At 63.2% G+C, this 23,033-nt stretch carries 18 protein-coding genes and 1 tRNA gene; 7 read left to right on the top strand and 12 right to left on the bottom strand.

From position 1 onward, the window contains the following. Positions 1-37: 37 nt before the first annotated feature. On the bottom strand, positions 38-1,696 hold the full coding sequence (locus MNAB215_RS20900) for an NAD(P)/FAD-dependent oxidoreductase (RefSeq protein WP_281253361.1): 1,659 nt from the start codon (positions 1,694-1,696) through the stop codon (positions 38-40). 380 nt (positions 1,697-2,076) lie between these two features. Between MNAB215_RS20900 and MNAB215_RS20895 the strand changes: the two genes are divergently transcribed. Further along, positions 2,077-3,327 (top strand): cation:proton antiporter, encoded by a 1,251-nt coding sequence (locus MNAB215_RS20895; protein WP_077080497.1) that lies wholly within the window; start codon positions 2,077-2,079, stop codon positions 3,325-3,327. A gap of 124 nt (positions 3,328-3,451) precedes the next feature. Here the strand turns inward: MNAB215_RS20895 and MNAB215_RS20890 are convergent, their stop codons facing one another. The 3 genes from MNAB215_RS20890 to MNAB215_RS20880 are packed head-to-tail and all read right to left on the bottom strand — an operon-like array spanning position 3,452 to position 6,943. After that, positions 3,452-4,507 carry an alpha/beta hydrolase fold domain-containing protein gene (locus MNAB215_RS20890; protein WP_077080496.1) on the bottom strand — a complete coding sequence of 352 codons (1,056 nt, stop codon included), beginning with the start codon at positions 4,505-4,507 and terminating at the stop codon, positions 3,452-3,454. Positions 4,508-4,544: 37 nt separating this feature from the next. Further along, positions 4,545-6,050, bottom strand: a complete 1,506-nt coding sequence (locus MNAB215_RS20885) for a flavin-containing monooxygenase (protein ID WP_077080495.1) — start codon at positions 6,048-6,050, stop codon at positions 4,545-4,547. Continuing rightward, positions 6,047-6,943, bottom strand: a complete 897-nt coding sequence (locus tag MNAB215_RS20880; RefSeq protein ID WP_077080494.1) for a hypothetical protein — start codon at positions 6,941-6,943, stop codon at positions 6,047-6,049. The genes MNAB215_RS20885 and MNAB215_RS20880 overlap by 4 nt, the downstream gene beginning before the upstream one ends. A gap of 260 nt (positions 6,944-7,203) precedes the next feature. On the opposite strand from MNAB215_RS20880, the gene MNAB215_RS20875 reads away from it, so the two are divergent. Continuing rightward, positions 7,204-7,277: transfer RNA gene (locus MNAB215_RS20875), tRNA-Cys, on the top strand. Between the two features lie 10 nt (positions 7,278-7,287). Here the strand turns inward: MNAB215_RS20875 and MNAB215_RS20870 are convergent. Genes MNAB215_RS20870 through MNAB215_RS20860 form a run of 3 tightly spaced genes read right to left on the bottom strand, consistent with a single transcriptional unit; the run spans position 7,288 to position 9,800 of the window. After that, positions 7,288-8,433 (bottom strand): zinc-binding dehydrogenase, encoded by a 1,146-nt coding sequence (locus MNAB215_RS20870; RefSeq protein ID WP_077080493.1) that lies wholly within the window; start codon positions 8,431-8,433, stop codon positions 7,288-7,290. Between the two features lie 58 nt (positions 8,434-8,491). Beyond that, positions 8,492-8,887 carry a YchJ family protein gene (locus MNAB215_RS30320; protein ID WP_077080492.1) on the bottom strand — a complete coding sequence of 132 codons (396 nt, stop codon included), beginning with the start codon at positions 8,885-8,887 and terminating at the stop codon, positions 8,492-8,494. Between the two features lies 1 nt (position 8,888). Next, a complete protein-coding gene (locus tag MNAB215_RS20860) occupies positions 8,889-9,800 on the bottom strand; it encodes a TPM domain-containing protein (protein ID WP_077080491.1) in 912 nt (303 codons plus the stop codon). Between the two features lie 177 nt (positions 9,801-9,977). Between MNAB215_RS20860 and MNAB215_RS20855 the strand changes: the two genes are divergently transcribed. Further along, positions 9,978-12,050 (top strand): APC family permease, encoded by a 2,073-nt coding sequence (locus MNAB215_RS20855; protein ID WP_083746190.1) that lies wholly within the window; start codon positions 9,978-9,980, stop codon positions 12,048-12,050. Between the two features lie 48 nt (positions 12,051-12,098). Next, on the top strand, positions 12,099-13,475 hold the full coding sequence (locus MNAB215_RS20850; protein WP_077080490.1) for a DUF2254 domain-containing protein: 1,377 nt from the start codon (positions 12,099-12,101) through the stop codon (positions 13,473-13,475). A 30-nt stretch (positions 13,476-13,505) separates the two neighbouring features. Here the strand turns inward: MNAB215_RS20850 and MNAB215_RS20845 are convergent, their stop codons facing one another. The 4 genes from MNAB215_RS20845 to MNAB215_RS20830 all read right to left on the bottom strand — a co-directional run bounded on the left by MNAB215_RS20845 (position 13,506) and on the right by MNAB215_RS20830 (position 16,971). Next, positions 13,506-14,804 carry an ArsB/NhaD family transporter gene (locus MNAB215_RS20845; RefSeq protein ID WP_077080489.1) on the bottom strand — a complete coding sequence of 433 codons (1,299 nt, stop codon included), beginning with the start codon at positions 14,802-14,804 and terminating at the stop codon, positions 13,506-13,508. 58 nt (positions 14,805-14,862) lie between these two features. After that, positions 14,863-15,306, bottom strand: a complete 444-nt coding sequence (locus MNAB215_RS20840; protein WP_077080488.1) for a CBS domain-containing protein — start codon at positions 15,304-15,306, stop codon at positions 14,863-14,865. Between the two features lie 80 nt (positions 15,307-15,386). After that, positions 15,387-15,887 carry a DUF4352 domain-containing protein gene (locus MNAB215_RS20835; protein ID WP_077080487.1) on the bottom strand — a complete coding sequence of 167 codons (501 nt, stop codon included), beginning with the start codon at positions 15,885-15,887 and terminating at the stop codon, positions 15,387-15,389. Positions 15,888-15,966: 79 nt separating this feature from the next. Beyond that, on the bottom strand, positions 15,967-16,971 hold the full coding sequence (locus MNAB215_RS20830) for a glycoside hydrolase family 6 protein (RefSeq protein WP_077080486.1): 1,005 nt from the start codon (positions 16,969-16,971) through the stop codon (positions 15,967-15,969). 372 nt (positions 16,972-17,343) lie between these two features. On the opposite strand from MNAB215_RS20830, the gene MNAB215_RS20825 reads away from it, so the two are divergent. The 3 genes from MNAB215_RS20825 (at position 17,344) to MNAB215_RS20815 (ending at position 20,979) form a co-directional block, all read left to right on the top strand. After that, the gene (locus MNAB215_RS20825) at positions 17,344-17,988 is read left to right on the top strand and encodes a chitin-binding protein (protein ID WP_077080485.1); all 645 of its coding nucleotides are present in this window, start codon (positions 17,344-17,346) and stop codon (positions 17,986-17,988) included. Between the two features lie 259 nt (positions 17,989-18,247). After that, on the top strand, positions 18,248-19,798 hold the full coding sequence (locus MNAB215_RS20820; protein WP_245830366.1) for a biotin carboxylase: 1,551 nt from the start codon (positions 18,248-18,250) through the stop codon (positions 19,796-19,798). Further along, positions 19,795-20,979, top strand: a complete 1,185-nt coding sequence (locus MNAB215_RS20815; protein WP_077080483.1) for a serine hydrolase domain-containing protein — start codon at positions 19,795-19,797, stop codon at positions 20,977-20,979. The genes MNAB215_RS20820 and MNAB215_RS20815 overlap by 4 nt, the downstream gene beginning before the upstream one ends. 15 nt (positions 20,980-20,994) lie before the next feature. Here MNAB215_RS20815 and MNAB215_RS20810 read toward each other — a convergent pair whose 3' ends face one another. Beyond that, entirely contained in the window at positions 20,995-22,734 is a 1,740-nt protein-coding gene (locus tag MNAB215_RS20810; RefSeq protein WP_217348964.1) for an AMP-binding protein, read from the bottom strand. Between the last annotated feature and the right edge of the window lie 299 nt (positions 22,735-23,033).

Raw genomic sequence — 23,033 nt, 5'->3', positions numbered from 1 at the left:
TTCGCGTCCGACCACCAACCATGAATCCTTCGTCGGGTCAACTGAATTCGAGAGCGGGCGCGTCGCTGAGAATCCAATCCCGGCTGATCGGGTTGGTCGCCTGCTCGCGGCGGTAGATGGATCGCAGTTCTCGCAAAAATGAGTCCTGTTGCCACACCTGTACCTGCCGCATGACGCCGTCCTCGGAAAAGCTGCCGCACTTGTCCGCCACCACCGTCTCGACCAGCTGACCCCCCAACTGATGGAGGAGTCGGACGTTGGCGTCGAATCGTCCGGTGAAATCGGCGGCCTTCCCCATCATCGCGGTGTGCAGCGTGCTCATGAAATTGAGTGGTGAATACAGATCGACGAGCTGAGCCGCAGGGTGCGCGTTCTCCACCGTCGCCCATTCTCGGAAGAAGAGTTGCATCCGGTTGCTGAGCTTGATGAGCCCTTCCAGGTGCGGAACCACCTCGGGATCGTCTGCGACGCTGACAAATCGGCCGTTGCTGTAGAGGAAGCCCAAAAAGCCCCAGTAGAAAGCAATGTCCCAGATCACTTTGGCCGACATCACCACGGGCGATCCCATCAGCGCATACTGATCGCAATAGACGGCGAGCCACATCTCGGCGAGAGACCTGAACAGGGAATCGCTTATTCCGGACCGTGCGACGACATCTTCACCGTCGAGTTCGCGGCCGATCATGTCGGTGATGAGGCCGTTACCGATTGCGACCAGGTCCAGCCCCGAGGAATACAAAGGATCCAGGAAGATTGCGGAATCCCCGGTGAGACACCAGCGGTCGCGACCGTCATACACCTTGCTGACGCCGTGACTGTATTTTTTCATCACCCGGAAGTCCTGGATCAGATGTTCGTGCTCCTGCAGAACCTGAGCGCATTGTGGCTCGTGCTCGCGAAGCCATGATCGAGCTTTGGCAAGTGTGTTGAACTGGTCGAAGGCGTGGAAGGCAGGGTCGGCAACAATGCCGACACTGGTGGCTCCGGACGCGAGTCGGATGAGCCAGACCCAATATCCCTCACCCATCAGGTGATTCGTGGACAGCGCACGGTCGCCCTCGACGATGCGAGCCTGCCAATCCTGGTCATCGCTCCACTGGCCAATGTCGATTTCGGTCGCGACACGGAGCCACACGGCATTGCAGTTGTGCTCGTTAGCGTTCCGCAGGTCCAATTGTCGCGACAAGGCCCGGTTGCGTCCCGATGCGTCGACCACCCAACGACACGTCGCGCGAGTCACTTCCCGGCCGCTCTGCAGGGAAACGGTGTGTGCGCGGCCGCCAGGGCCGAATTCGACAGATCGCACTCGCCCAGAGGCGACGTCGATACCGCCTGATCGACAACGCCGATACAGCTCGTTCTCCAGCCTGCCGCGGTCGATTTGATAGGTGACCTGAGGTATGAACCTGGAGCTGCCGAGTTCCACGCGTTCGGCAATATCAGTATTTCCGTTGTGCGAGAAGAACATTCGCAGACCCATCTTGCGAATCTGTGAGGTGTGCAAATGGTCGGCCAGGCCAAGGCGATCCCGCAGGTACTGGGCGGAGATCTCCACGGTCGATTCGCCGACCGTGTGCGTGACCTCAGGGACCGGGCGTGTGGTCGGCTCGATGATGAGGATTCGTGTCTGCGGCCGCGCGATGCGCATCTCCAGGGCCAGCGCGAGGCCGGCCACACCGCCTCCCATGATGGCCACATCGTGATCCGGAGCGGCGGCGTCGACATCCAACAGGCGCGTCTTTATCCGCTGGGCAAGGTCCCCCCGCGCCTCCCGGCTCAGTTGCGACACGTGAGCTCGCGCGTCCACACCGCCCCCTCCGCAAGTCAGATATACCGACTAACTTAATAGTTAATAAACTTACACTAATCACAGACGCGAGCAAGCGGAGTAGCGCAAAGCCGCAGGTGGCGGCGGTCAAAGGCCGGAGGCGACTCGGAACGTGTGGTGTCACGGCTACTTCGGTGACCGCGCACAGCAGAACTTTTACACCACCCGGTGGTGGACGCTATCGAAGGGAGCGTTGCACTTTGCTCACGGTCGACCCATGTCGCGCTGTAAACGGTGGCGGCTGATCCATGCCCGCGGCGACCGCCATTCACTTCTTCCTCGAGCTGGCCGTCATTCTGGCAACGTGCCGTCTTGTCGGACTCGTGGCCCAACGTGTGGGGCAACCGCAAGTCGTCGGTGAAATGATTGCCGGCGTGCTTCTCGGCCCCTCACTCCTGGGCCGGATTGCGCCCGGCATTCAACACAACTTGTTTCCCGCAGGACAACCGAACACCGTGCTGTACACGACTGCGCAAATCGGCCTGGTGCTCTACATGTTCCTGATCGGACTCAACTTCGACGTCAACCTCATCAAGCACCGTATCGGCTCCGCGGCTGCGGTTTCGGCTGCCGGCATCCTCACGCCGCTCGCCCTGGGAGCGCTCGTCGCTGTGCCCCTGTTGGCGAGCGGAATCTATTTCGAGAAAAGCGTCACGCTCGTCATGGCGATGATGTTCCTGGGCGCTTCGATTGCCACCACTGCGTTCCCTATGCTCGCCCGAATCATCTTCGAAAAGCGGCTTTCCGGAACGTCTCTGGGCACGCTGGCCTTGGCATGCGGTGCGACTGACGACGCGATCTCCTGGTGCATCCTGGCGATAGTGCTCGCGATCCACCGCGGCAATCCCGCGCTGGCCGCCACGGCAATAGTCGGCGGATTTCTGTACACCGTGGTGCTCCTGACACTCGGCCGAAAGGCATTGCGTGTCCTCGGTGCGACATCCGACCGCCGCAACGCGATGACCGGGCCGGTGCTCAGCACGACCCTGATTCTGCTCATGACATGCGCCTGGTTCACGGACCTGATCGGGATTTACGCCATATTCGGCGCATTCATCCTCGGTGTCGCGATGCCATCGGGTTTCTTCGCCGAACGTCTCACCGCAAGCCTCGAGCCGCTCGTCACCACATTTTTGCTGCCACTGTTCTTCGTCTACTCAGGCCTCAACACACAGATCGGCCTTGTGAACACCCCGACACTATGGGCGGTGACCCTGGGAATACTCGTGGTGTCGATCGCGGGGAAGGGAATCGCTTGTAGCGTTGCTGCGCGGCTCAACAAAGTCCCGCTCCGTGAATCCATCGCGTTGGGTGCGTTGATGAATGCCCGCGGTTTGATCGAACTCATTCTTCTCAATATCGGGCTTCAGGCCGGCATCATCACTCCGACGCTTTTCAGCATGCTGGTCTTGGTGGCCATCATCACCACGCTCATGGCGGCGCCGATTTTCGAATTCGTTTACGGACGTCATCGGGTCGCCGAATTACCTTACGGTTAAGCTAATCTCGGCGATCGGCTGTTGCGACCAAACCGACGAGCATGTCGACGAGATCCTCGGCCGCGACGATCGCGACGAACTCGTCGCAACTGCTGTGCGCGGCTTGCCCCTGATCCGCGAGTGACTAACCCAGGCTCTTGGCGAAGCCGCTGAGATCGCGAATGCTGGCCGTAAAAACGTCGGGCATCGCGCCGGCAAATATCAGATCGCCCCCATGACAGGTACCCGCGACCAGCCTGCCCACGGTGGGTACACCCGCACGCACCAGACGGCGGTAGTAATCCAGTCCTTCGTCGCGCAACGGGTCAACTTCGTTGACCGAGATCACATGCGGCGGTAAGCCCTTCAGGTCCTCGTCGGTTGCGACGCCGGCAAAACACGTCGGATCGTTCGAGTTCTGATTTTCGGGGTCATAGATCGAGCCAAGTAACTCCAACTGCTGCAGGCTGATGAAGTAGCCGTCGCATTCCCGCAGTGACGGCAACTCGTCGGGAGCGTCGTGCCACCGGTTGGAGATGTACGGGCACTGCGCATAGAAGCCCGCGATTTCGTCCAGCCACCCTTCGCGTTTCGCTTTGTGCGCCACGGTCAGAGTGAGATTGCCGCCGCCGGACTCGCCGGCGACGATCAGATGGCTGACGCCGAGTTCTGCGCGATTGGCCGCAACCCAACGAACGCCTGCCGCGCAGTCGTTCAATCCGGCGGGAAATCGGTACGGCCCGAGCTTTCCGCCGGAATTACGGAACTCAACACCGACGACGACAAGGCCGGTGCCCGCGATGTACTGGCGCAGCCGCATGTAGGTGGCATCGGCGGCGCTGGCGATGGCCATGCCGCCGCCATGCAGATGCACAATCGCGGGCACCGGGCCGTCAACGTCGGGGCGGCTGATGTAGAGCGTCACGTCGTTGCCGTCTTCGCCGGTGATCGTTGTTGTCGTCGTCGTGACACCGCTCGCGTCCGGAATGGCCGCCGCGAATAGCGCCAGAGCGGCACCCATCCCCTCCTCGGCCATCGCGGCATATGCGAGCCGTTCCTCAAGCGGGGAATCGATCGTCAGGGGCGCCGTCGGCGCATTGCTGTCGAGTCCCACCGGTGCGAGAGCGTCGACCATTCGCGGGTCCGACCGAGGGTCGGTCCTGAGACAACAATCCGGATCAGCGAGACGACCGTTGGCCATTTCGCGACTTTACCGCGCGAAGGCGCGACATTTGAGGCTACCCGCTCGACCCGTCGGAAGTCGCGGCGCGACCGAACACCATCGCCTCCCGGATGCGGTGGAATCGGTAGTCGATGAGATCGGCGATGTAGTCGTCGCGCGAAATCCATGGGCGTCGGGTACTCGACTTGGGCAGCGCATGCTGACCCCGTTGCACGTAGCCGGCTGAAACGTTCCAGGACGGCTTTACGGTCATCGGCCGGTCACCGCGGTGTGGGTACGCATGGGTATAACCGCGAGAATACATGTGCGCCAACAACTTCGCGGCTGACCGAGCGGTCAGGTCGGCGCGCAGCGTCCAGGATCCGTTCGTGTAACCCAAGCACCAGAACAGGTTCGGCACATCGTCGAGCATGTGGGACTTGTAGACGAATCGGTCGCGAGTGTCGATCTCGGCACCGTCGACGCTGATCTTGGCGCCACCCAGCGCCTGTAGTTGCAGACCGGTGGCAGTCACGACGATCTCGGCGTCGAGGTGCTCCCCCGACTTCAGTGCGATACCCGTGCGATCGAAATGATCGATCTGGTCGGTCACGACCTCGACGCGGCCGTCGCTGATCGCGGCGTACAGATCCGCGTCGGGAATCAGGCACATGCGCTGATCCCACGGGTTATAGCGAGGCGTGAAGTGCTTATCGATGTCGTAGCCGTCGGGCAGGTGGGTGCTGGCCACCTCGCGAATCTGCCGCTTCACCGCCTCCGGGTTGATGCGCGCCTGGAAAATGGCGAGACCTTCGCCGAATGCGGCGCGCGCGCGGACAATCTTGTGGGCGACGTTGGGAGACAAGTATTTACGGGCCAGAGTCGCGGACCTGCTCTCCCTGGATCCCGACATCAGATAAGTCGGCGAGCGCTGAAGCATCACCACCTTGGCTGCGCACTCCGCCAGCGCCGGGATCAAAGTGACCGCCGTTGCGCCGCTTCCGATCACCACAATCTTTTTCCCCGAATAGTCCAGGTCCTGCGGCCAGTGCTGCGGATGGATGACGGTGCCATCGAACTGCTCGATGCCGGGCAGGTCAGGCGTGTAGCCCTCGTCGTAGTTGAAGTAGCCGCTGGCGAAGAATACGAAGCGGCCGCGGTAGTGCCGCGGGGTTGACCCATCGTTTTGGACGGTGACCATCCAGGTGTCGGTGGACGAATCCCATTCCGCGGTGCGGACATAGCTGTTGAACACGATGTGTTGGTCAATGCCGTACTTGTGCGCGGTGGCGGTCAGGTACTCGCGGATGTGGCCGCCGTTCGCGACGCCCTCCGACCGTGTCCACGGCTCGAAGGCAAAGGCAAGCGAATAGATGCTGCTGTCGGAGCGCACGCCCGGAAACCTGAACAAATCCCAGGTTCCGCCAATACGCTCGCGCCGTTCCAGGATCGTGTAGGTCAACCCGGGATTGCGCCGGCTGATTCGGTAGGCGGCGCCGAGACCGGCAATGCCCGCGCCGACGATGATCACATCTGAGCATTGCTCGTCCGGCTGGATGCGACCATCCTGCACCTCGCTCACGGGCGAATGCCCTTCGAGCCAACCAGACCCTCCGCCGAGATGCGCGATCCGGGATGCGGGGTGTCCCCGATTAGTCCGAGCGGCCGGGCTCCGTTGGATTCGCGCTTCAACACTCGCTCGCGTGTCGGGCGGCCGCCGATGCGGACCCGCACCAGACGGTAGCCAAGTCGCCGCTGGAACGAACGCAATCCCGTCGGCAAACCCACGGGGCTGGACTCATCGGCGAGATAGCGAACCCCGATCTCGGAAAGGTGCTGCACCAGGACCCCACTCAGCCAATGCCGGGCCAGCCGGGCGCTGTCCGAGGATTCGAGAGTCTTGAAATACGCGAGGACGCCCCAGTCGCCGTCAACCGGGACCACCGCGACAAGCAGCGGCTTGCGGGTGGCGTCTCGCGCAACCAGCCAGGTCCGAATTTCCTCGAGATGATCAAGGCGTGGCTTGTCATTGCGGTATGTCGGGTCGGGGTGATTGCGCTCGTAGGCTTCGCTGAGGCGCAACAACTCGAGTCGCTCTTCCCGCGAGACGGGCATGGACACCGTGAAGCCTTGACGGTCCGCGCGGCGCATCTTCGTGCGAAGGCTTCGCTTGCTCTCATTGGACCCGACCAGGTACGAGGCGCCGTCTTCCGGAATCTGCAGCACCGCTGTCGTGCCGCGAATGAGCCCGCGCACCGCAGCGTTGGTACGCAAAAGTCCCCGGCGAACGGCCGCCGCCTCGGCCGACGTGGACAGTTTTGCCTCGAGGACCGGGAGCTCGGAGATCGCGCGCCAGGCATGGAGGAGCTGACTCGGATTTCTTGCGATGATTCGCACTCTGCCCTGGCCGCGGGCGCAATAAGTGTCGAAGAACCCGGAGAGAAACGACTCGGCGGCGTTCACCGACGCATGCATTGGTTCCTCCGGACGGTTTGATCTCACGGTCGTAACAAGACTATCGTCATGTTTTAGCTGCTGTTTGCATGACTTATGGTCTGCACATGGCCAGTCTCCCGTTAGCTTCAACTTCCTAAGGTTCTGTGAACGCAGACCGCTCGATCGGCCCCATCGCGGCCGTTTGCCCTGACAGAGGACCGAAAGCGGCCCAACCGAAATGATCGCGCCGAGGGAAACCCTGGGCCGCAACGGCCTGTACTGGCAGGGTTGCCGTTCGTGCGGGTGTGGCTGAGCGGCTAGGCAGCGGCCTGCAAAGCCGTATACACGGGTTCGAATCCCGTCACTCGCTCCACGAAAGCCGGTTAGGGGACGGCGTACGGGGTCACCAGGAATTTCTCGCCGGTTGCTCGCTTGACGTATTCATTGAACGCATCGGGCCTGAGCATGCCAGCGAGTGAAACCTCCCGGGTGTAGCTGCTCGCGAACGTCGTGGTGAGTTCCGCGGCCACGCGAGCGCGCAACCGGCCAAAGGTCTCGGCTCCGGCGTTTTGAATGAATGGGGTGAGCAGCCACCCACCGACACCCCATGCCATCCCGAAACTTCTGGTGAGCACCGTGGGGCTGGTGTCGAGTCCGCCGTAGATGTAGACCTGCTTGTGGACGGACGACCCGTAGCGCGAGTACTCCCCCGCGGTCGCATTGGCCGCCTTCTCCATGCCGTCGAGGATCTGGCTCGCCAGCGTTCCACCGCCCGTGGCGTCGAACGCAAGCGTCGCCGACGTCGCCTTGAGCGCCTCGACGAGATCGGCCGAGAACGACGCCGATGTGGAGTTGAGGACATGGGTTGCGCCGAGCGACCTCAGCAACTTCTCCTGTTCGGGTTTGCGGACGATATTGACCAGCGGGATGCCGTCTTGCTGGCAGAGCTTGACCAGCATTTGGCCGAGGTTTGACGCCGCGGCCGTGTGCACGAGGGCCGAATGTCCTTCGCGGCGCATGGTTTCCGTCATTCCCAGTGCCGTCATCGGATTGACGAACGACGATGCCCCGTCCCTGGCCGTCGCCCCCTCGGGCAGGACCAGACAGGCCGACGCGTCCACCGCCCGGTATTGCGAGTACATCGCGCCGCCCGCAATCGCCACGGTCTTACCGATGAGGGCCTGGGCCGCTTGGGACGACCCCGCCGCGATCACCGTGCCCGCGCCCTCATTGCCGACGGGAAGGGACTTGTCGAGTCTGGCCGAAAGCGCTCCCAGGGCCGCCTCGCCGATCGGGGCGGTGACGACGGGACGCTCGGGCGTGCCCGCGACGGTCGCGGTGGTCATGTCCGCGCCCGCAGTGAGAAGGCCTAAGTCTGAGGGGTTGATCGGCGAGGCCTCGACACGCACCAGCACTTCGTTGGCGTCCGGGATCGGGACAGGAACATCGTGTAGCGAAAGTTCCAGCGTGCCATCGGATTTAACCAAGGAACGCAGCTCCAGTGCTTCGGTAGGCAATTCTGCGGTCATGGGCGGTGCCTCGTTCCTGTTGTGGGTCTACCTTTCGGCTTGTCAACGTTTGAGGCGGCTACAGATCTTCCCTGGCGTCGAGATAAAACCACCGGCCGGCGCGGCGCTCGAAGCGACTGCGCTCGTGCAGGCTGTCGGCGCGGCCCGCGGACTCGAAGAAGGCCTTGAACTCCACCTCACCGCGATCGTCGTCTGGGCCGCCCGCGACAGAGTCGATCACCTCGAGACCGGTCCAGGTGATGCGCGGGTCAATGGTCACGTCGTCCGGTCGCGTGCGCGGGTGCCACGTGCGGAATAGATAGTCGGCGTCACCGTGGGCGAATGCCGAATATCTCGATCGCATCAACTCCTCGGCCGATCGCGCCTGCGACTCGCCGCGGTGAAACGGCCCGCAGCACACCCGATAGCTTTCGTCACTCCCGCAGGGACACGACGATCCGAGGAGTTCGTCCACGCTAAGAGCCGCGACGTCGTGGCGTGCGGTGCGCCGCCAGAACGTCGGCGTTTGCCGCCGTTTGTGCCTGGGCGGCCAGCGTCGACGCCCGGTTCGCATCGGATATCGCTCCGGCGGGGTTGCTTGCTTCCTTGCTATGTGCCGCTGCCACATACCGTTTCGTCTCGTCGAGGCGGCTCTTGGCCTCGGCCCCGATGGACTGCTGATGCCTGGCGACGTAGTCCGAGATTTGGCGCAATCGGGCGTCGGCCGTGGACAACGCCGGCCCCAAGGAATCGACGCGCCCGCCAAGGTTGGGATGCCCACCGGCGGGGCCGACCGGCCGCGCCGCGCGCCTGCGGTGGCGCGCACGAAGGAGCACCAGGATCACCACAATAAGGACCACGACGACGAAGACGCCGATCGCGATCCACAGCCAGGTGTGGTTTGACGAACTGGCTGAGCTTGTCGATGTGTTCAACCCGTCGGCCGCAGCGACCGCGGCACCGCTCCAGTCTTTGGCACCGACCGCCGGCTCAATCTTGTTGCTCTGCAGGCTATTTAACTCGGCTGGGGTGATGCCCTGCGCCTTGGACGGCACGACGAAAGCGTACAACTTAGTGTTCGTGGCTACGGCAAGCAGCACATCGCTATCGCCCATCCCGCTGGCGTCGCGGGTTTTGTCGGCCCAGTTTTCGGGTTTGAACCTGGAGAAGTTGTCGACGTAGACCACCCACAGCTGAATGTGCCGGTTCTGGGAAAGCCGGTCGATGGCCGAGTTGACCGTCGACCGACTGGAATCCGTCAGCACCCCGGAGCTGTCGGTGACGTGATCGGTGAGTTTGGACGGCGGTTGCGCGCCGACGGGGGCTGCCAGCAACCACGCCGCGCCCAGGATCGTCAGGACTGCACCGCACAGGCGAACAATGCGCATATCGGTAATCTAGCCCGTCGTCGGCCAACAGCCGAGGTAATGCGCACGGTCAGCGGGCCGACGGAATTGTTACTGCTCCAACATGAGGCGGGCGATTCATATCGACCGGTGGGGGGATCCGTCAAGATTCCGTTAAGGGAGACGTCACTAAGTTTCCCGTTCGGCTAGAAATGTTCCATGACTGGCCAACCTGACCAGCGGGCGATACCGCCATCATTCTCCGATGTGTGTAAGCGGTTCTTCCTTGGCAGGCCAAAGATCACCAGCGATCTGGAGCACGAGACGCTGTCGAATAGCGTTGCGCTCGGAGCGCTTTCACCAGATGCGATCTCGTCAACGGCCTACGGCCCCGAGCAGATTCTGGTCGAATTGCTGCCCGCAGCAGGGATGGCCGCGTTCGTGTTACTGCTTCCGATCACCGGCGTGATCTTGGTGATCCTGGCGCTCGTGGCCGCGTCGTATCGCCAAGTCGTCATGACCTACACCCGGGCCGGCGGTTCCTATATCGTCGCCAGAGAGAACTTCGGACCGCGGGTGGCGCAGGTCGCGGCCGCCGCATTGTTAATCGATTATGTGGTCACCGTCGCCATCCAGTGTGCCGCGGGCACCGTCGCGGTGGTGTCTGCGATACCGATTCTCGGCCCCTACAGCTTGGAGATCACGCTGGCTTCAGTCTTGGTCTTTTGTTTTGCAAACCTACGGGGATTGCGCGAGGCAGGCCGGACTTTCGCTGTGCCGACGTACGCCTTCGTCTTCATGCTCGGGCTGCTCGTCGTGGCTGGCGTAGTTCGCGAGATCTTCTGGACTTTACCGGTTTACGACCCTCAACATCTCGACGGAGCGGTCCCGGTCCAACAGGGCAATGGCCTGGTGATGGGTGCGACCGTGCTCGTGATCCTCAGAGCATTCGCCAATGGCGGCTCCTCGCTGACCGGCGTCGAAGCAATTTCTAACACTGTCAACCTCTTTCGCGCGCCGCAGGGGATCAACGCGCGCCGTGTCCTGACCATCATGGCCTGGATTCTTGGCTCCCTGTTGGCTGGTGTCGCGTGGCTTGCTTACGCGACCCACGCCACCCCCTATGTGGCTGGATATCCGTCAATGCTGTCCGAAATCGGCCGCGCGGTCTTCGGCGGCGGGATGCTCGGGCACATTTTGTATTTCCTTTTGCAGGCCGCCAGCGCAGCGATCCTGTACAACGGCGCCAATACCAGCTTCAACGGCTTCCCCGCTCTGGCCAACTTTGTTGCCGCAGACCGCTTCCTGCCCCGACCGCTGATGAAACGTGGTCATCGTCTGGTGTTTTCCAACGCCATCATGGCATTGACGGCTCTCGCATTGCTCCTACTGCTGGCCACGGGCGGGTCGGTCAGCGCGCTGGTGCCGCTGTTCGCGATGGGGGTGTTCAGCGCCTTTACGATGGCGGGTTTCGGAATGACCAAGCATCACCTGACACATCGCGACCCCGGTTGGCGTTACAAGCTGGTGGTCAATCTGTCCGCAGGAATATTGTCTGCGCTCGTCGTGGGGATTTTCGCGATAGCCAAGTTCGACGAGGGCGCATGGCTGATCGTTGTTGTGTTTCCGGTCCTGGTTCTCGCGCTGATGCGGTTGAACCGCCAGTACCGCGCCGAGGCGGCAGCCCTAGACATGTGTCCCACGGAGCAACCACGGTTCGATAGACATCCGCGACATCGGGTGTTCGTCTTCGTCGATTCAGTCGACCTCGCTGAAATCGAAGCGATGCGCTACGCAAAAAGCCTGCATGCCGACGAGTTGGTCGCGGTGCATTTCATCCTGGATCCGGCTCGGGCAAAGTTGTTGCGGCAGTTCTGGGATCGTTTCGAGCAGGACACTCGGCTGGACATGCTCGAGTGCCCAGACCGCCGGTTGGGTGTGGCAGCCCACGGGTTGGTCTGCCAGACGCTCCGCGACCATCCGGATGCCAGAGTGACGGTGCTGTTGCCGCGGCGCGAACACTCTCCGCTGGTGGGCCGGTTGCTTCATGATCGCACCGCCGACAAGATCGCAATGATCGTCAGTCGAATCCCAAATGCCAGCGCACAGATCGTGGCCTTCGACGTTGAATCCCGGATAGCTCGCACGACCCGGGTGGGACGGCTCAAATCATTACCGTTGTCTGGGCCCCGCCGGGCTGTCGCGCCGGCACCCAACCGCCCACCGGCTCGTCGGAACTCGCCTGACGACCACGACTTTGCGGTGAGCAATAGTGACACCCATGCGGATTAATGAAATTGGCCGTAGCGCGGCGCTGATGCAATCCACGGTCGTGTTGTGATGTTTGGTCACGCGTACCTGGAAGCCGATTGGCGGCGGGAAGCCCTGCGGACCAATCTATGGGTCGTTCCGGTGATTGAAACCGTAGGCATATCAATCTTATTCGTCGGCACCTATACCGCGGACCGCGCTTACTATGATGGACTGATTCATTTCCCAGCGTGGGTGCTCAACGGCACCGCCGATACCGCCCGAGTCATCCTGACCACAATTGCCGCGGCGGTCATAACGGTCATTGGCATCGTCTTTTCGATCACCATCGTGGTCCTGACGCTTGCCTCGACTCAATTTGGGCCGAGAATGTTGCGCAACTGCGTCCGCGACGTCGGAACGCAGGTAGCGCTGGGGGCTTTCGTTGCCACGTTCTGCTACGCAATGATCACGCTGGTATCGGTCGGGGGTGGCGAGCACGGTGACTTTGTGCCGCACCTGTCGATCACCGTGGCCCTGACGCTGACCCTGGCGAACGTGGCCGTGCTGATCTACTTCCTCAACCACGTCGCCACGATGATTCAGCTTCCGGTTGTCATCGCAAGCGTCGCCAGGACTCTGTACGCCGAGATTGCGGCCGAGGCTCGAGGGGCCGTACCCGCCAGTGGGTTGGAGTGCGGCCCGTCCTCGGAGGAATTGTTGGCGCGGTTGGCAGAGTCTGGTGCCCCGATCCGCACCCCGCGCAGCGGCTACCTGCAGGTGATTCGTATGGAGAGACTGGTGAAGGTCGCTTCGAAGGCCGGCGCGGTTGTCGAATTACCCTATCGTCCAGGGCATTTCTTTGTCGTAGGTCAGGTAATGGCACGCGTGTGGCCCGCCAGCGCGGTCGCCGCTGTCGAAAAAAGTCTCGCTACGGGCCATATCGCCGGCGCGTACCGGACGCTTCCTCAGGACATTTCGTTCGGTGTCGATCAGTTGGTCGAGATCGCCCTGCGTGCGCTGTCACCCGCGGTCAACGACACGGTCACAGGAATGACTTGTGTCGACTGGATCGCCGACGCACTGTGTCAGATCTCCCGTTCATGGCATCCACAACGTATCCGGCGTGACGCCGACGGAGAGATACGCGTGATCGCCTACCAGCCGGACTTTGAACGGCTCGTGCAGCGTGCGTTCGACACAATCCGACAGGCAGCAGCCGGCATGCCCGCGATCATGATTCGGCAACTCGAAGCACTGGCGAAGATCGTCGAACAAACGCCCGACCGTTCCCGGCGAACCGTGCTGATGCGCCAAGCCGAGGCCATTCGGAAGCTAAACATGGATACCGTGCCCGACGCAGGAGATCGCGACGCCGTTATCCGACGCTACGAAAAGGTAATGGCGCTGATCCACACGGACACGAAGACGGCTCCCTCGGAGAAGCTTGCGGGGCAAGCATTTTAACGCCAAGGTGGCCGCGGTCCGGTAGCACAGCTACGCAAGCAGGAAGTAGCGCACCCAGAGATAGCCAACGGAGATCAGCAGCGAAACCGCGGTCAGTACCGCCCCCTTTCGGGTGAACTCCCCAAAAGAGACTGGATGGCCGGCGCGCCCGGCAATCCCCATCACAACGACGTTGGCGCTCGCCCCGACGGCTGTGAGGTTGCCCCCCATAACGGTGCCGGAGATGAGGGCCCACCACAGGACGTCGTTGTGGAGGCCGTGCATCGACGAGGCAAACTGACCGACGATCGGTGTCATCGTGGCCGCATAGGGGACGTTGTTCACGAAGCCGCTGACAAGGAAGGACGCACCGAGAATCACCATGGTCGCCATCAGTGGACTGCTGCCGATCGCATCGCCAGCGGCGTGAGCGACTTTATCTATCACGCCCGTCCTCACCAGCGCGCCGACCATCACGAACAACCCGGCAAAGAACAGCAGCGTCTCCCACTCGACACTTGACAGGTAGAACTCGCGGCCCAAGCCGGAGATCACGATGAGGAGGCCCGCGCCGGTCATCGCCACCAGTGACGGTTCCATGTGGATTTGCTTATGGGTGACGAAACCGGCGAACACCAAGAGCAAGACGATCCCGCACTGAATCAACAATCGACGATCGCGGATCGCTTCACTCTCGTCCAGCGACATGACATCGGCTATCCGCTTGTCATCAACGGCGAACGCGTCAGGAAACAACCGAGGCAAAAGCACCACCAAAGCACCCAGGACGACGATTACCACCGGCGTCATGTTGGCCAGGAAAGAGACGAAACTCAGACCGGCTCCGGTGCCGATGATGATCGAGGTCGGATCGCCGACCAGCGTCGCGGCGCCGCCGATGTTGGCTGCAAATGCCTCGGCGATCAGAAATGGTGCGGGACTGATCCCCAGCCGCTCGCAGACCAGCAACGTGACGGGTGCGATCAACAACACAGTGGTGACGTTGTCCAGGAAGGCCGATCCGATGGCGGTCACCAGCAACAGGAAGATCATGATCCGCAGCGGAGAGCCCTTGGCGCGCTTGGCCGCCGAGATTGCCACGTATTCGAACACGCCAGTCTGCCGCACCACGCTGACGATGATCATCATCCCCAGAAGCAAAAATATGACGTCCCAGTCGACCCCGGTTTCTTCTGAATAGAAGACTTCATGCGAATTGATCACGGGCAGTACGAACATGGCCGTTGCGCCACCCAGGGCCACCAGCGTCTTGTTGAGGCGATCAGAGGCGATCAATACGAAGGCGACCACGAATATCGTGGTCGCGTAAATGGCGTAAACGGTAGTCATCCTCTGCACCGCCGCCGAGCGTGCACGCGGTGCCCCGCCGCATACCGCCAACCAGCGATCACGACTTCAGCACCGCGGCTAGCAGTCGGGACGCCGTAATCACACCCAGCAATCTCCCCTGCTTGACCACCGGGATCAGCGGTGTACGTAGTCGCGCCATCTTCGCAGCCACCTCTAGGACGGTGTCGTCGAACTGAGCGGGCGGCACATCGACCAAGTGGTCCGGCAACATCGCACCGACCGCCTTGCCGCTCAGGCGCTCGGCGATGTGGTCGGCAACCGTTTCGCTCAGCACTCCGGCCAGCACCGGATCGTCCTGCACGTAGCGGGGCACGATAAACCGAACCACCTGTGAGGCGGGGAGCACGGCGAAGGGTCCGCCGGATGCATCAACGACCAATATCCCGGGCAGGGTTTGTTCGGCGATCATGCGGACGGCCACGATCGCTTCCGCGTCGATGGTGATCACCGGGAAGTCCTCGGCGATGTCCGCTGCGTGCATAGGCAGACATTACAATCGCGGCCAGCCGATCGCAGGGGACCTTTACGGACTCCTGATGTGGTGAGCCGCCGGTCTCCACGCTAAGTGTGGACCTTCCAGCCTGCTAACGGCGTGGGCGCCGCCGGGGCGTTGGGGTCGTTGAACTCGATGTAGACATCGCCCTGGCCCACGTTGGCGTCGTAGCCGATGAACCCGTGCGCGGTTTGGCCGTTGGTGACGGTGCCCGAACGCAGGGGCGGCGTCTTGTTGATCGTCTGGTAGTCCACGGTCGACGAGCCACCCTGAATGTCGCGATACGGGTCTTGCCGCCATGGGGACGAGGCGGCTGTGATGGAGGTCTGGCTGTAACTGAATGGTGCGTCGGATTTGCCGACGATGGTCAGTTCGATGACGTTGCAGCCCCCGCTGCCTGAGCAGCCGGAGACCCAGTTCGCGTTGTTGAGCGTGACGTCGGCGGTCGCGCTGCTGTACTCCGTGACGTGGATCGAGGTGCCGGATTTTCCGGTCGGGAACGGCGATTGTGAGGGTGTCGGGTCGGCGGCGCCGTGGGGCGCTGTTGCGCACGCGGTTATCGTCAGCATCGCCGCGAGCGCTGCGCTCGAGGGAGTAGATATGGCCACCAGCAGACGATAGCGGGCCTGCCGATGGCGGCGTTGGCGCCTACTGGCCTGCGTTGCGGGCCAGCTCGATGGCGTACTGACTCACGAAGTTCCCCGCCGGCGGATCACCCTTGCCGCATGATCCGTCGGATTCACCGGGCCGTTTGATCCACAAGTAGGCGTCGGCATGCGCGCCCCCGGTGGCCGCCGTAGGCGGAGTGCCCAGCGCCCGGCCGCTGGGGTTGCACCAGTTGAGCTCGGCGTCGGGCGCTGGCCCGGCACCGTTACGTGACGTGTCGACCACGTAGTGCGACCCATTCGTGAGCCCCGAAATTGCTTCCCCGTAACCGATTTCGTCCCCGGTGGTGAAGAAGTTCGCGGTGTTGACGCTAAAACCCCGCGCGTGGCCGACACCGGCCTGGTTGAGCCGAGCGGCCATGTCCTCGGCGCTGTGCCAGCGCAAGTGACCGGCATCCACGTACACCGCCGCGTTCGGATCCCGGGTCAGGGTGTCGACGGCGTAGCGAATCAAGTCGTAGCGTTCTTGGCGCTGATCACCCGAAAGACAGTCGGCCATCGCGAGTGCATCGGGTTCGACGACGATCGCGACCCGCGACGCTCCCACGCCGGCTGCGATGCCGTCGATCCACCCGCGGTAGTCGTCGGCCGACCCCATGCCACCGGCAGCGAAGCTGCCACAGTCGCGGTGCGGGATTCCATAAATCGTCAGAACCGGGATCGCGCCGGCGGCCGCCGCGTCGCCGGTGTACTTCCCGACCGTGGCCGCCGAACCGCCCGGAACGATCCAGTACGCCTGCGGCGTGTTGGCGATGGCGCTCAACTGAGGGTTCGGCGGATCGGCGCTCTGCGCGGCGCGCATGGCCGCCGAATTGGGATTCACGTAGAACGGCGCACCGGCCAGCGGATCCCCGTCGCTCGCCAACCGCACCGCCGGAGCGGGGCGGACCTGCACCGGATTGGCAAGAACACCGGTGGCGGCTACCGCCGCAACCGTGAGGAAGGGGGCGATCCACCGCGCGACTGGACAAGCAGCTGAGAACGTCACCCCAGGAAAGTTAGCAGCAGCCTGGAGCGCCCGCCGCCCCCGCCAGGGCAATGGACCGACCGGCACCTGGCGCGGTAGCTCAGGACTCGCCTCGCGGACATGCATGGGCGAAATGGTCTCGGCAACGTCGCAGTAGGAGCACAGTTGCGCGCGTGACCGATTTGCGTCATCGACTTCTGCAAGACTCGCTGTACGTAGGCCGCGATCTCGGTTCTTGACCGCGAGATGCACTCAGAGGCCAGAGCCAATTGGAAATTTTTGTGCCCCAATGGCATTCAATACGGACGTTGGCCGATCGAACCGGGCCCATCGGGGGGCTGTCTGGCCTCTAGCGGTTATTCGATGATTTCACGAGTAGATAGGTGCAAGACGATGAAATTGAAGCAACTGGCTGGAGGGGTAGCCAGTGCTGGCGCGCTTGGCGCGGCGGCATTGGGTGTCGGAGTCGGTTTTGCCGATGCAGCTCCGCTCACGCCGCCCCTGGCTCCGAGCGCCCCCGGCGAACCCGGCGGCGGGACCCCGGGTGGGCCTGGCGCACACGGTCCGGGCGGACCGGGCGGACCCGGCGCACAGGGCCCCGGCGGACCAGGCGGACCCGGCGCACAGGGCCCCGGTGGACCGGGCGGACCGGCTGGGCCCGGCGCACACGGCCCCGGCGGACCAGGTCAATTCGGTGGACCGGGCGGACCGGGTGGGCCAGGCGGACCAGGCGCACGCGGCCCCGGTGGGCCCGGACAATTCGGCGGACCAGGCGGACCAGGCGGACCGGGCGGCAACGGCCCGTGGCATGGAGACGCGCAACATGGCTACTTCCAGGGAGCCCCCTGGGGGAACGGGCAAGGGCCCTGGGGCCCGGGTGAGCCACCAAGGCCGGCCTACAACCGACCCCTTCCGCCGCCCGGCGGGCGATGGAACGATGGTCCGATCAACTACTTCGGTTACCAACAAACACCGAGGTGGGATCCCGGATTCAACCAATGGGGCATCGACTTCTTCGGCGTTTGGATCCCGCTGTAAAGACCAGCTTGCGCGGTGCCTGCTTGACCAATCGGCCGAGCGGGCGCCGCGTTTGCCAGATTGTACCCACTCCCCATAGCCCGCGAGTTATGTTGCGCTACAACATCTTCCGAACAAACGGATCACCGCAAGTTCGCCCCTGGTTGCCGGTAAACGCCGGTCTGACCTGCGGAGATTTTTGGCCCTGCCCGGTCGGCGTTCAGGCACCCTTCACTTCGACACGGGGCACGGATAGGGCGCACACTTGTCGAATGAAGGTATGTCAGCTCATCGACGCCGCGCCAACTGCTGCTCCCCCGCCGCCGTCCCTGCGCCGGACCCGGGCGACGACGACAGCGCGGCTGGCGTGACCGTGCCCGAGCCACACCGCGTGCTGAACGGACTTTCGGACGTACGGGCGTTCTTTCACAACAACACCGTGCCGCTCTACTTCATCTCTCCGACCCCGTTCAACCTGCTAGGTGTTGACCGCTGGATACGAAACTTCTTCTACCTCACCTACTTTGACTCTTTCGAGGGCACACATTCGCGCGTATTCGTGCCCCGGCGACGCGACCGACGTGATTTTGACTCCATGGACGAGGTCTGCAGCCACCTGCTGTCCGATCCCGAGACGCTCGACTTCATCGGGGGTCGAGGTCCCGGTGGCAAGGCCTGCTTCGTGATGCTGAACGAGGAAATCCAGGGCCTCGCGCGGCAGGCGGGTCTCGAGGTCATGCACCCGCCGATCGAGGTGCGCCAGCGCCTGGGCTCCAAGATCGTCATGACGCGCCTGGCCAACGACGCGGGCGTGCCGAGCGTGCCTAACACGATCGGGCGGGCCGGTTCGTACGACGAATTGCTGGCGCTCGCACAAAACGCCGGATTAGGAGATGACCTTGTCATCTCGATCGCTTACGGCAACGCCGGCAGCGGGACGTTCTTTGTGCACGGTCAGGGCGACTGGGACAAATGCGCCGACGACCTGGTCGGGCAGGAACTCAAGGTCATGAAGCGGATCCGCAATGTGGAGGTGTGCCTCGAGGGCGCCGTGACCCGCCACGGCACCGTGATTGGCCCCGCAATGACCAGTCTCGTCGGTTATTCGGAGCTGACTCCGCACAGGGGCAGCTGGTGCGGCAATGACATCTGGCGCGAGGTGCTGCCCCCCGCACAGACGCACGCCGCGCGAGAAATGGTGGGAAAGCTGGGCGATGTCATGCGCCGCGAGGGTTTCCGCGGCTACTTCGAGGTGGACCTTCTGCATGACCTCGACACCGACGAGCTCTATCTCGGCGAGGTGAATCCGCGCCTGAGTGGCGCCAGCCCCATGACGAACCTGACCACCGAGGCCTACGCGGACATGCCGCTGTTTCTCTTCCACCTGCTTGAGTACATGGACGTGGAGTACGAACTCGACATCGATGAGATCAACGCGCGCTGGGAGCGCGGCTATGGCGAGGACGAGGTATGGGGCCAGGTGATCATCACGGAGACGTCGCCGGATCTTGAAATCTTCACCGCGACGCCACGCACCGGCGTATGGCGCATCGACGACGACGGGCGCGTCTCCTTTGCGCGGTCCGCCAACGACTGGGCCACGCTGCTCGACGGGTCCGAGGCCTTTTACATGCGAGTCGCGGCGCCGGGCGACTTACGTTCCGAGGGCGCCCAACTCGGCGTGCTCGTCACCCGCTCACACCTACAGACCGACGACTATCAGCTCAGCGAGCGCTGTCGGCGCTGGGTCAAGGGCATGAAAGCGAAGTTTGTCTCGACGCCCCTGGTGGCGGCCGCGCCGATTGTCTCGCGGCTCGTCGCGCGCGCGTGAGCGTGAGCGCCCCGGCCGGCATCTCACTGGACAACTGGCTGTCGGCGCCGTATTCGCAGTGGTCCTTCCAACACGTCGAAGACTTCGTGCCGACCGCGGTGATCTCGCGCGGCACCGGGCCGGTCGCCGTGTTGCCCGCGGCCACTGCTCCGCTGGCCGAGATCCCGGTAACCGGCACCGAGGGGGTGGCCACCACCGTGGGCGCGGTGATGGCCAGCACCGCTACCGACGGGTGGGCCGTCGCCTACCGCGGTTCGCTGGTGGCCGAGGAGTACCTCGGCGGCATGGCTACGCAGACCCGGCACCTGCTCTTCTCGGTCAGCAAGTCGCTGGTGGCCGCGGTGGTAGGCGCACTGCACGGGGCCGGGGCGATCGAACTCGACGCGCCAGTCACGAAATACGTTCCCGCCCTGGCGAATTGCGGCTACGACGGTGCGACGGTGCGCAACCTGCTGGACATGAGGTCGGGTATCGCCTTCTCGGACAATTACCTTCACCCGACCGCGGAGATACACGTGCTCGACGAGTCGATGGGCTGGGCACCCCGGAGCAGTCCGGAGGGCCCCGCCACGCTGCGTGACTTCCTGCTGACATTGCGGCAGAAGTCGGCGCACGGCGGCCCGTTCGAATATCGCTCGTGCGAAACCGACGTGCTCGGCTGGATCTGCGAGGTCGCTGGCGGCCAGCGGATGCCCGAACTGATGTCGGAACTGCTGTGGAGCCGCATCGGCGCCCAATGCGACGCGAACATCGGCGTAGACAAAGACGGCACCGGACTGTTCGACGGCGGCATCAGCGCCTGTCTGACCGACATGATCCGGTTCGGGTCGCTGTTCTTGCGCGACGGTGTCTCGTTGACCGGCCAGCAGGTGGTGCCGGTGGCGTGGATCGCCGACACTCTCGACGGCGGGCCCGACTCGCGTCAGGCGTTCGCCGCCAGCCCCGACGACACCCAAATGCCCGGCGGGATGTACCGCAACCAAGTGTGGTTTCCCTACCCGGGCAGCAACGTCGTGTTGTGCCAGGGGATGTGTGGCCAGATGATCTACGTCGACCGCACCGCGGAGGTGGTGGCCGCCAAGTTATCTGCCCAGTCGGATGCTGGGGACCCGCAGATGCTGTTGGACACGCTGCGGGCCTTCGATGCGGTGGCACACGAACTGGCTGGAATCACCAGCTAGCCCGAGTCGGTGCGCCTAGGCGTCCAAGCGTACGAAATCGTCTCTTCGGTACTGCTCGACACACGCTGCCCGCCTCACCTTGCCGCTCGTGGTGATGGGAATCGAGCCGGGACCTACGACAACGAGGTCCGCGACGCTTATCCCGTGCGAGTTAGATATCGCCGAGGTCGATTCACGCTTGACGAGTTCGAGCTTGTCCATCGCGTCCTCGTGGGAGTCGCCCCGCTTCTTGAATTCGATGATGACAACCAGCTTCTCGGTGTGATGATCCGGAACCGCGATCGCCGCACAACGGCCTCCGGTGATCTCCTGGATCGTCGCCTCGATGTCATCTGGAGAATGGTTGCGGCCGTACATGATCAACAGGTCCTTGATGCGCCCGATGATGAACAACTCGCCGTCGGAGAGGAAGCCTAAATCTCCGGTCTTCAGCCAGAGCTCGTGCGGGGTGCCCGGCGACGGATCGACCAACTTCCCTCCGAATGTCTGCTCCGACGCTTGGGGATCTTGCCAGTAGCCGTCGGCGACGTTGTCGCCGTGCATCCAGACCTCCCCCACCGTGCCTGCCGAATTCTCCACGCGGGTCTCGGGGTCGACGATCCGCACCGTCGCCGCACGGGGTACGCCGCAGCTGACCAGTTCGACACCGTCTTCGTCGCCGCACGGCTTCGCCCTGCTGGCCGACAGCTGCTCGTAGTCGAATCGGGCAATCGTCACTGGCCGCCCCGGCGGGTTCGACGTCGCGTAGACCGTCGCCTCCGCGAGGCCGTACCCCGGCCGCAACGCCGTATCGCGGAGGTTGAAGCGGGCGAACCGCTTGGTGAACCTCCTGATCGTAGCCGCGTGGACTCGTTCGGCGCCGAACGCGAACGTGTGGACGTCCGCTAAGTCGAGCCCGGCCATGTCCTCGTCGGTGGTGCGCCGCGCGGCCAGTTCATAGGCGAAGTTCGGCGCCCCCGTGTACGTCTGGGTGTTGCTGGCTACCGCCTGCATCCAGCGGGCTGGTTTCTCCAGGAAAGCCGCCGGGCTCATCAGTACGGTCCGCAGTCCCGCGACTATCGGAAAAGCTATGCCGCAGATCAGGCCCAGGTCGTGATAGAAGGGCAGCCATGAGACGACCGTGGTCTGCGGCGGCGCAAACTTACCGTGATTCTCGAACGTGTCAGAGATTAACTGCCCGAGATTGGACATCACGTTTTGGTGCGTCACCATGACACCGGCGGGCTGACGCGTCGAGCCGGATGTGTATTGCAAATACGCTGTGCCGCTGTGATTCTCGCGTCCGCTTCCGGATCTCGTCGGCGAATCATAGTCCAGCAGATCAAGCTCGACGACTCGCGGAGCAGCTGCGTCGGAGCCCGACATGACAGCCTCGACAACCGGGCCTACGACACCGGACGTGGTGAGGACGACAGACGGCGACGCGTCACGCAGCACTGAGCTGACGCGGTCATCGCTGGCGCCACCGAGCGGAACGGAAAGGGGAACTGCGATCAGTCCGGCCTGCAATGCGCCGAGGAACGCGGCGATGTAATCAAGTCCTTGCGGTGCCAATATCACCGCCCGGTCACCGGCCGACGCGCGGAGCCTGAGCTCGGCTGCGACGCTCAGCGTTCGCCGATACAGCTGCAACCAGGTCAGACTTGCTGCAATGCCGGCCCCGTCCTGCTCGTAATCGATAAATGTGAACGCTGTGTCATCGGGCTGCAGCCCGGCGCGCTCGCGCAGCACGGTGCAAATAGAGGCGTTAGTCACGGGCATCAGGTGCGAAAGGTTCAATCACCTACCCCACCGTACGGCCTAATCAGGACTTACCGCGCATCCAGGCGTCGGTACGGGGTCTTTCGCATGGTCAGCGCGTCACCGAGCCTCTCGCCCGCTTGCTAAGAAGCGGCCGCAGTGAAGCTCAAAACGTCCAACTGCGTTGGGAATTGAGGACGAAGCCGTGCCGTTGCGCGGTGTCGTCGCCGTGGTTTTGGCTGAATCCTTCAATCAATATGCACGCGACGAGAACATTTTGAACACCGCACCTGATCTGGTCACCGCCCATCAGG

The sequence above is a fragment of the Mycobacterium numidiamassiliense genome (assembly GCF_900157365.1).
Lineage (GTDB): Bacteria > Actinomycetota > Actinomycetes > Mycobacteriales > Mycobacteriaceae > Mycobacterium > Mycobacterium numidiamassiliense.
This window is presented reverse-complemented; position numbering and strand designations above follow the sequence as displayed.

What these genes read in the sequence shown, in the direction of transcription:
- MNAB215_RS20895 (WP_077080497.1), top strand. Translation starts at nt 2,077, where the DNA reads ATGCCCGCGGCGACCGCCATTCACTTCTTCCTCGAGCTGGCCGTCATT.
- MNAB215_RS20890 (WP_077080496.1), bottom strand. Translation starts at nt 4,507, where the DNA reads ATGGCCAACGGTCGTCTCGCTGATCCGGATTGTTGTCTCAGGACCGAC.
- MNAB215_RS20880 (WP_077080494.1), bottom strand. Translation starts at nt 6,943, where the DNA reads ATGCATGCGTCGGTGAACGCCGCCGAGTCGTTTCTCTCCGGGTTCTTC.
- MNAB215_RS20870 (WP_077080493.1), bottom strand. Translation starts at nt 8,433, where the DNA reads ATGACCGCAGAATTGCCTACCGAAGCACTGGAGCTGCGTTCCTTGGTT.
- MNAB215_RS20860 (WP_077080491.1), bottom strand. Translation starts at nt 9,800, where the DNA reads ATGCGCATTGTTCGCCTGTGCGGTGCAGTCCTGACGATCCTGGGCGCG.
- MNAB215_RS20855 (WP_083746190.1), top strand. Translation starts at nt 9,978, where the DNA reads ATGACTGGCCAACCTGACCAGCGGGCGATACCGCCATCATTCTCCGAT.
- MNAB215_RS20850 (WP_077080490.1), top strand. Translation starts at nt 12,099, where the DNA reads ATGTTTGGTCACGCGTACCTGGAAGCCGATTGGCGGCGGGAAGCCCTG.
- MNAB215_RS20845 (WP_077080489.1), bottom strand. Translation starts at nt 14,804, where the DNA reads ATGACTACCGTTTACGCCATTTACGCGACCACGATATTCGTGGTCGCC.
- MNAB215_RS20840 (WP_077080488.1), bottom strand. Translation starts at nt 15,306, where the DNA reads ATGCACGCAGCGGACATCGCCGAGGACTTCCCGGTGATCACCATCGAC.
- MNAB215_RS20835 (WP_077080487.1), bottom strand. Translation starts at nt 15,887, where the DNA reads ATGCTGACGATAACCGCGTGCGCAACAGCGCCCCACGGCGCCGCCGAC.
- MNAB215_RS20825 (WP_077080485.1), top strand. Translation starts at nt 17,344, where the DNA reads ATGAAATTGAAGCAACTGGCTGGAGGGGTAGCCAGTGCTGGCGCGCTT.
- MNAB215_RS20820 (WP_245830366.1), top strand. Translation starts at nt 18,248, where the DNA reads ATGTCAGCTCATCGACGCCGCGCCAACTGCTGCTCCCCCGCCGCCGTC.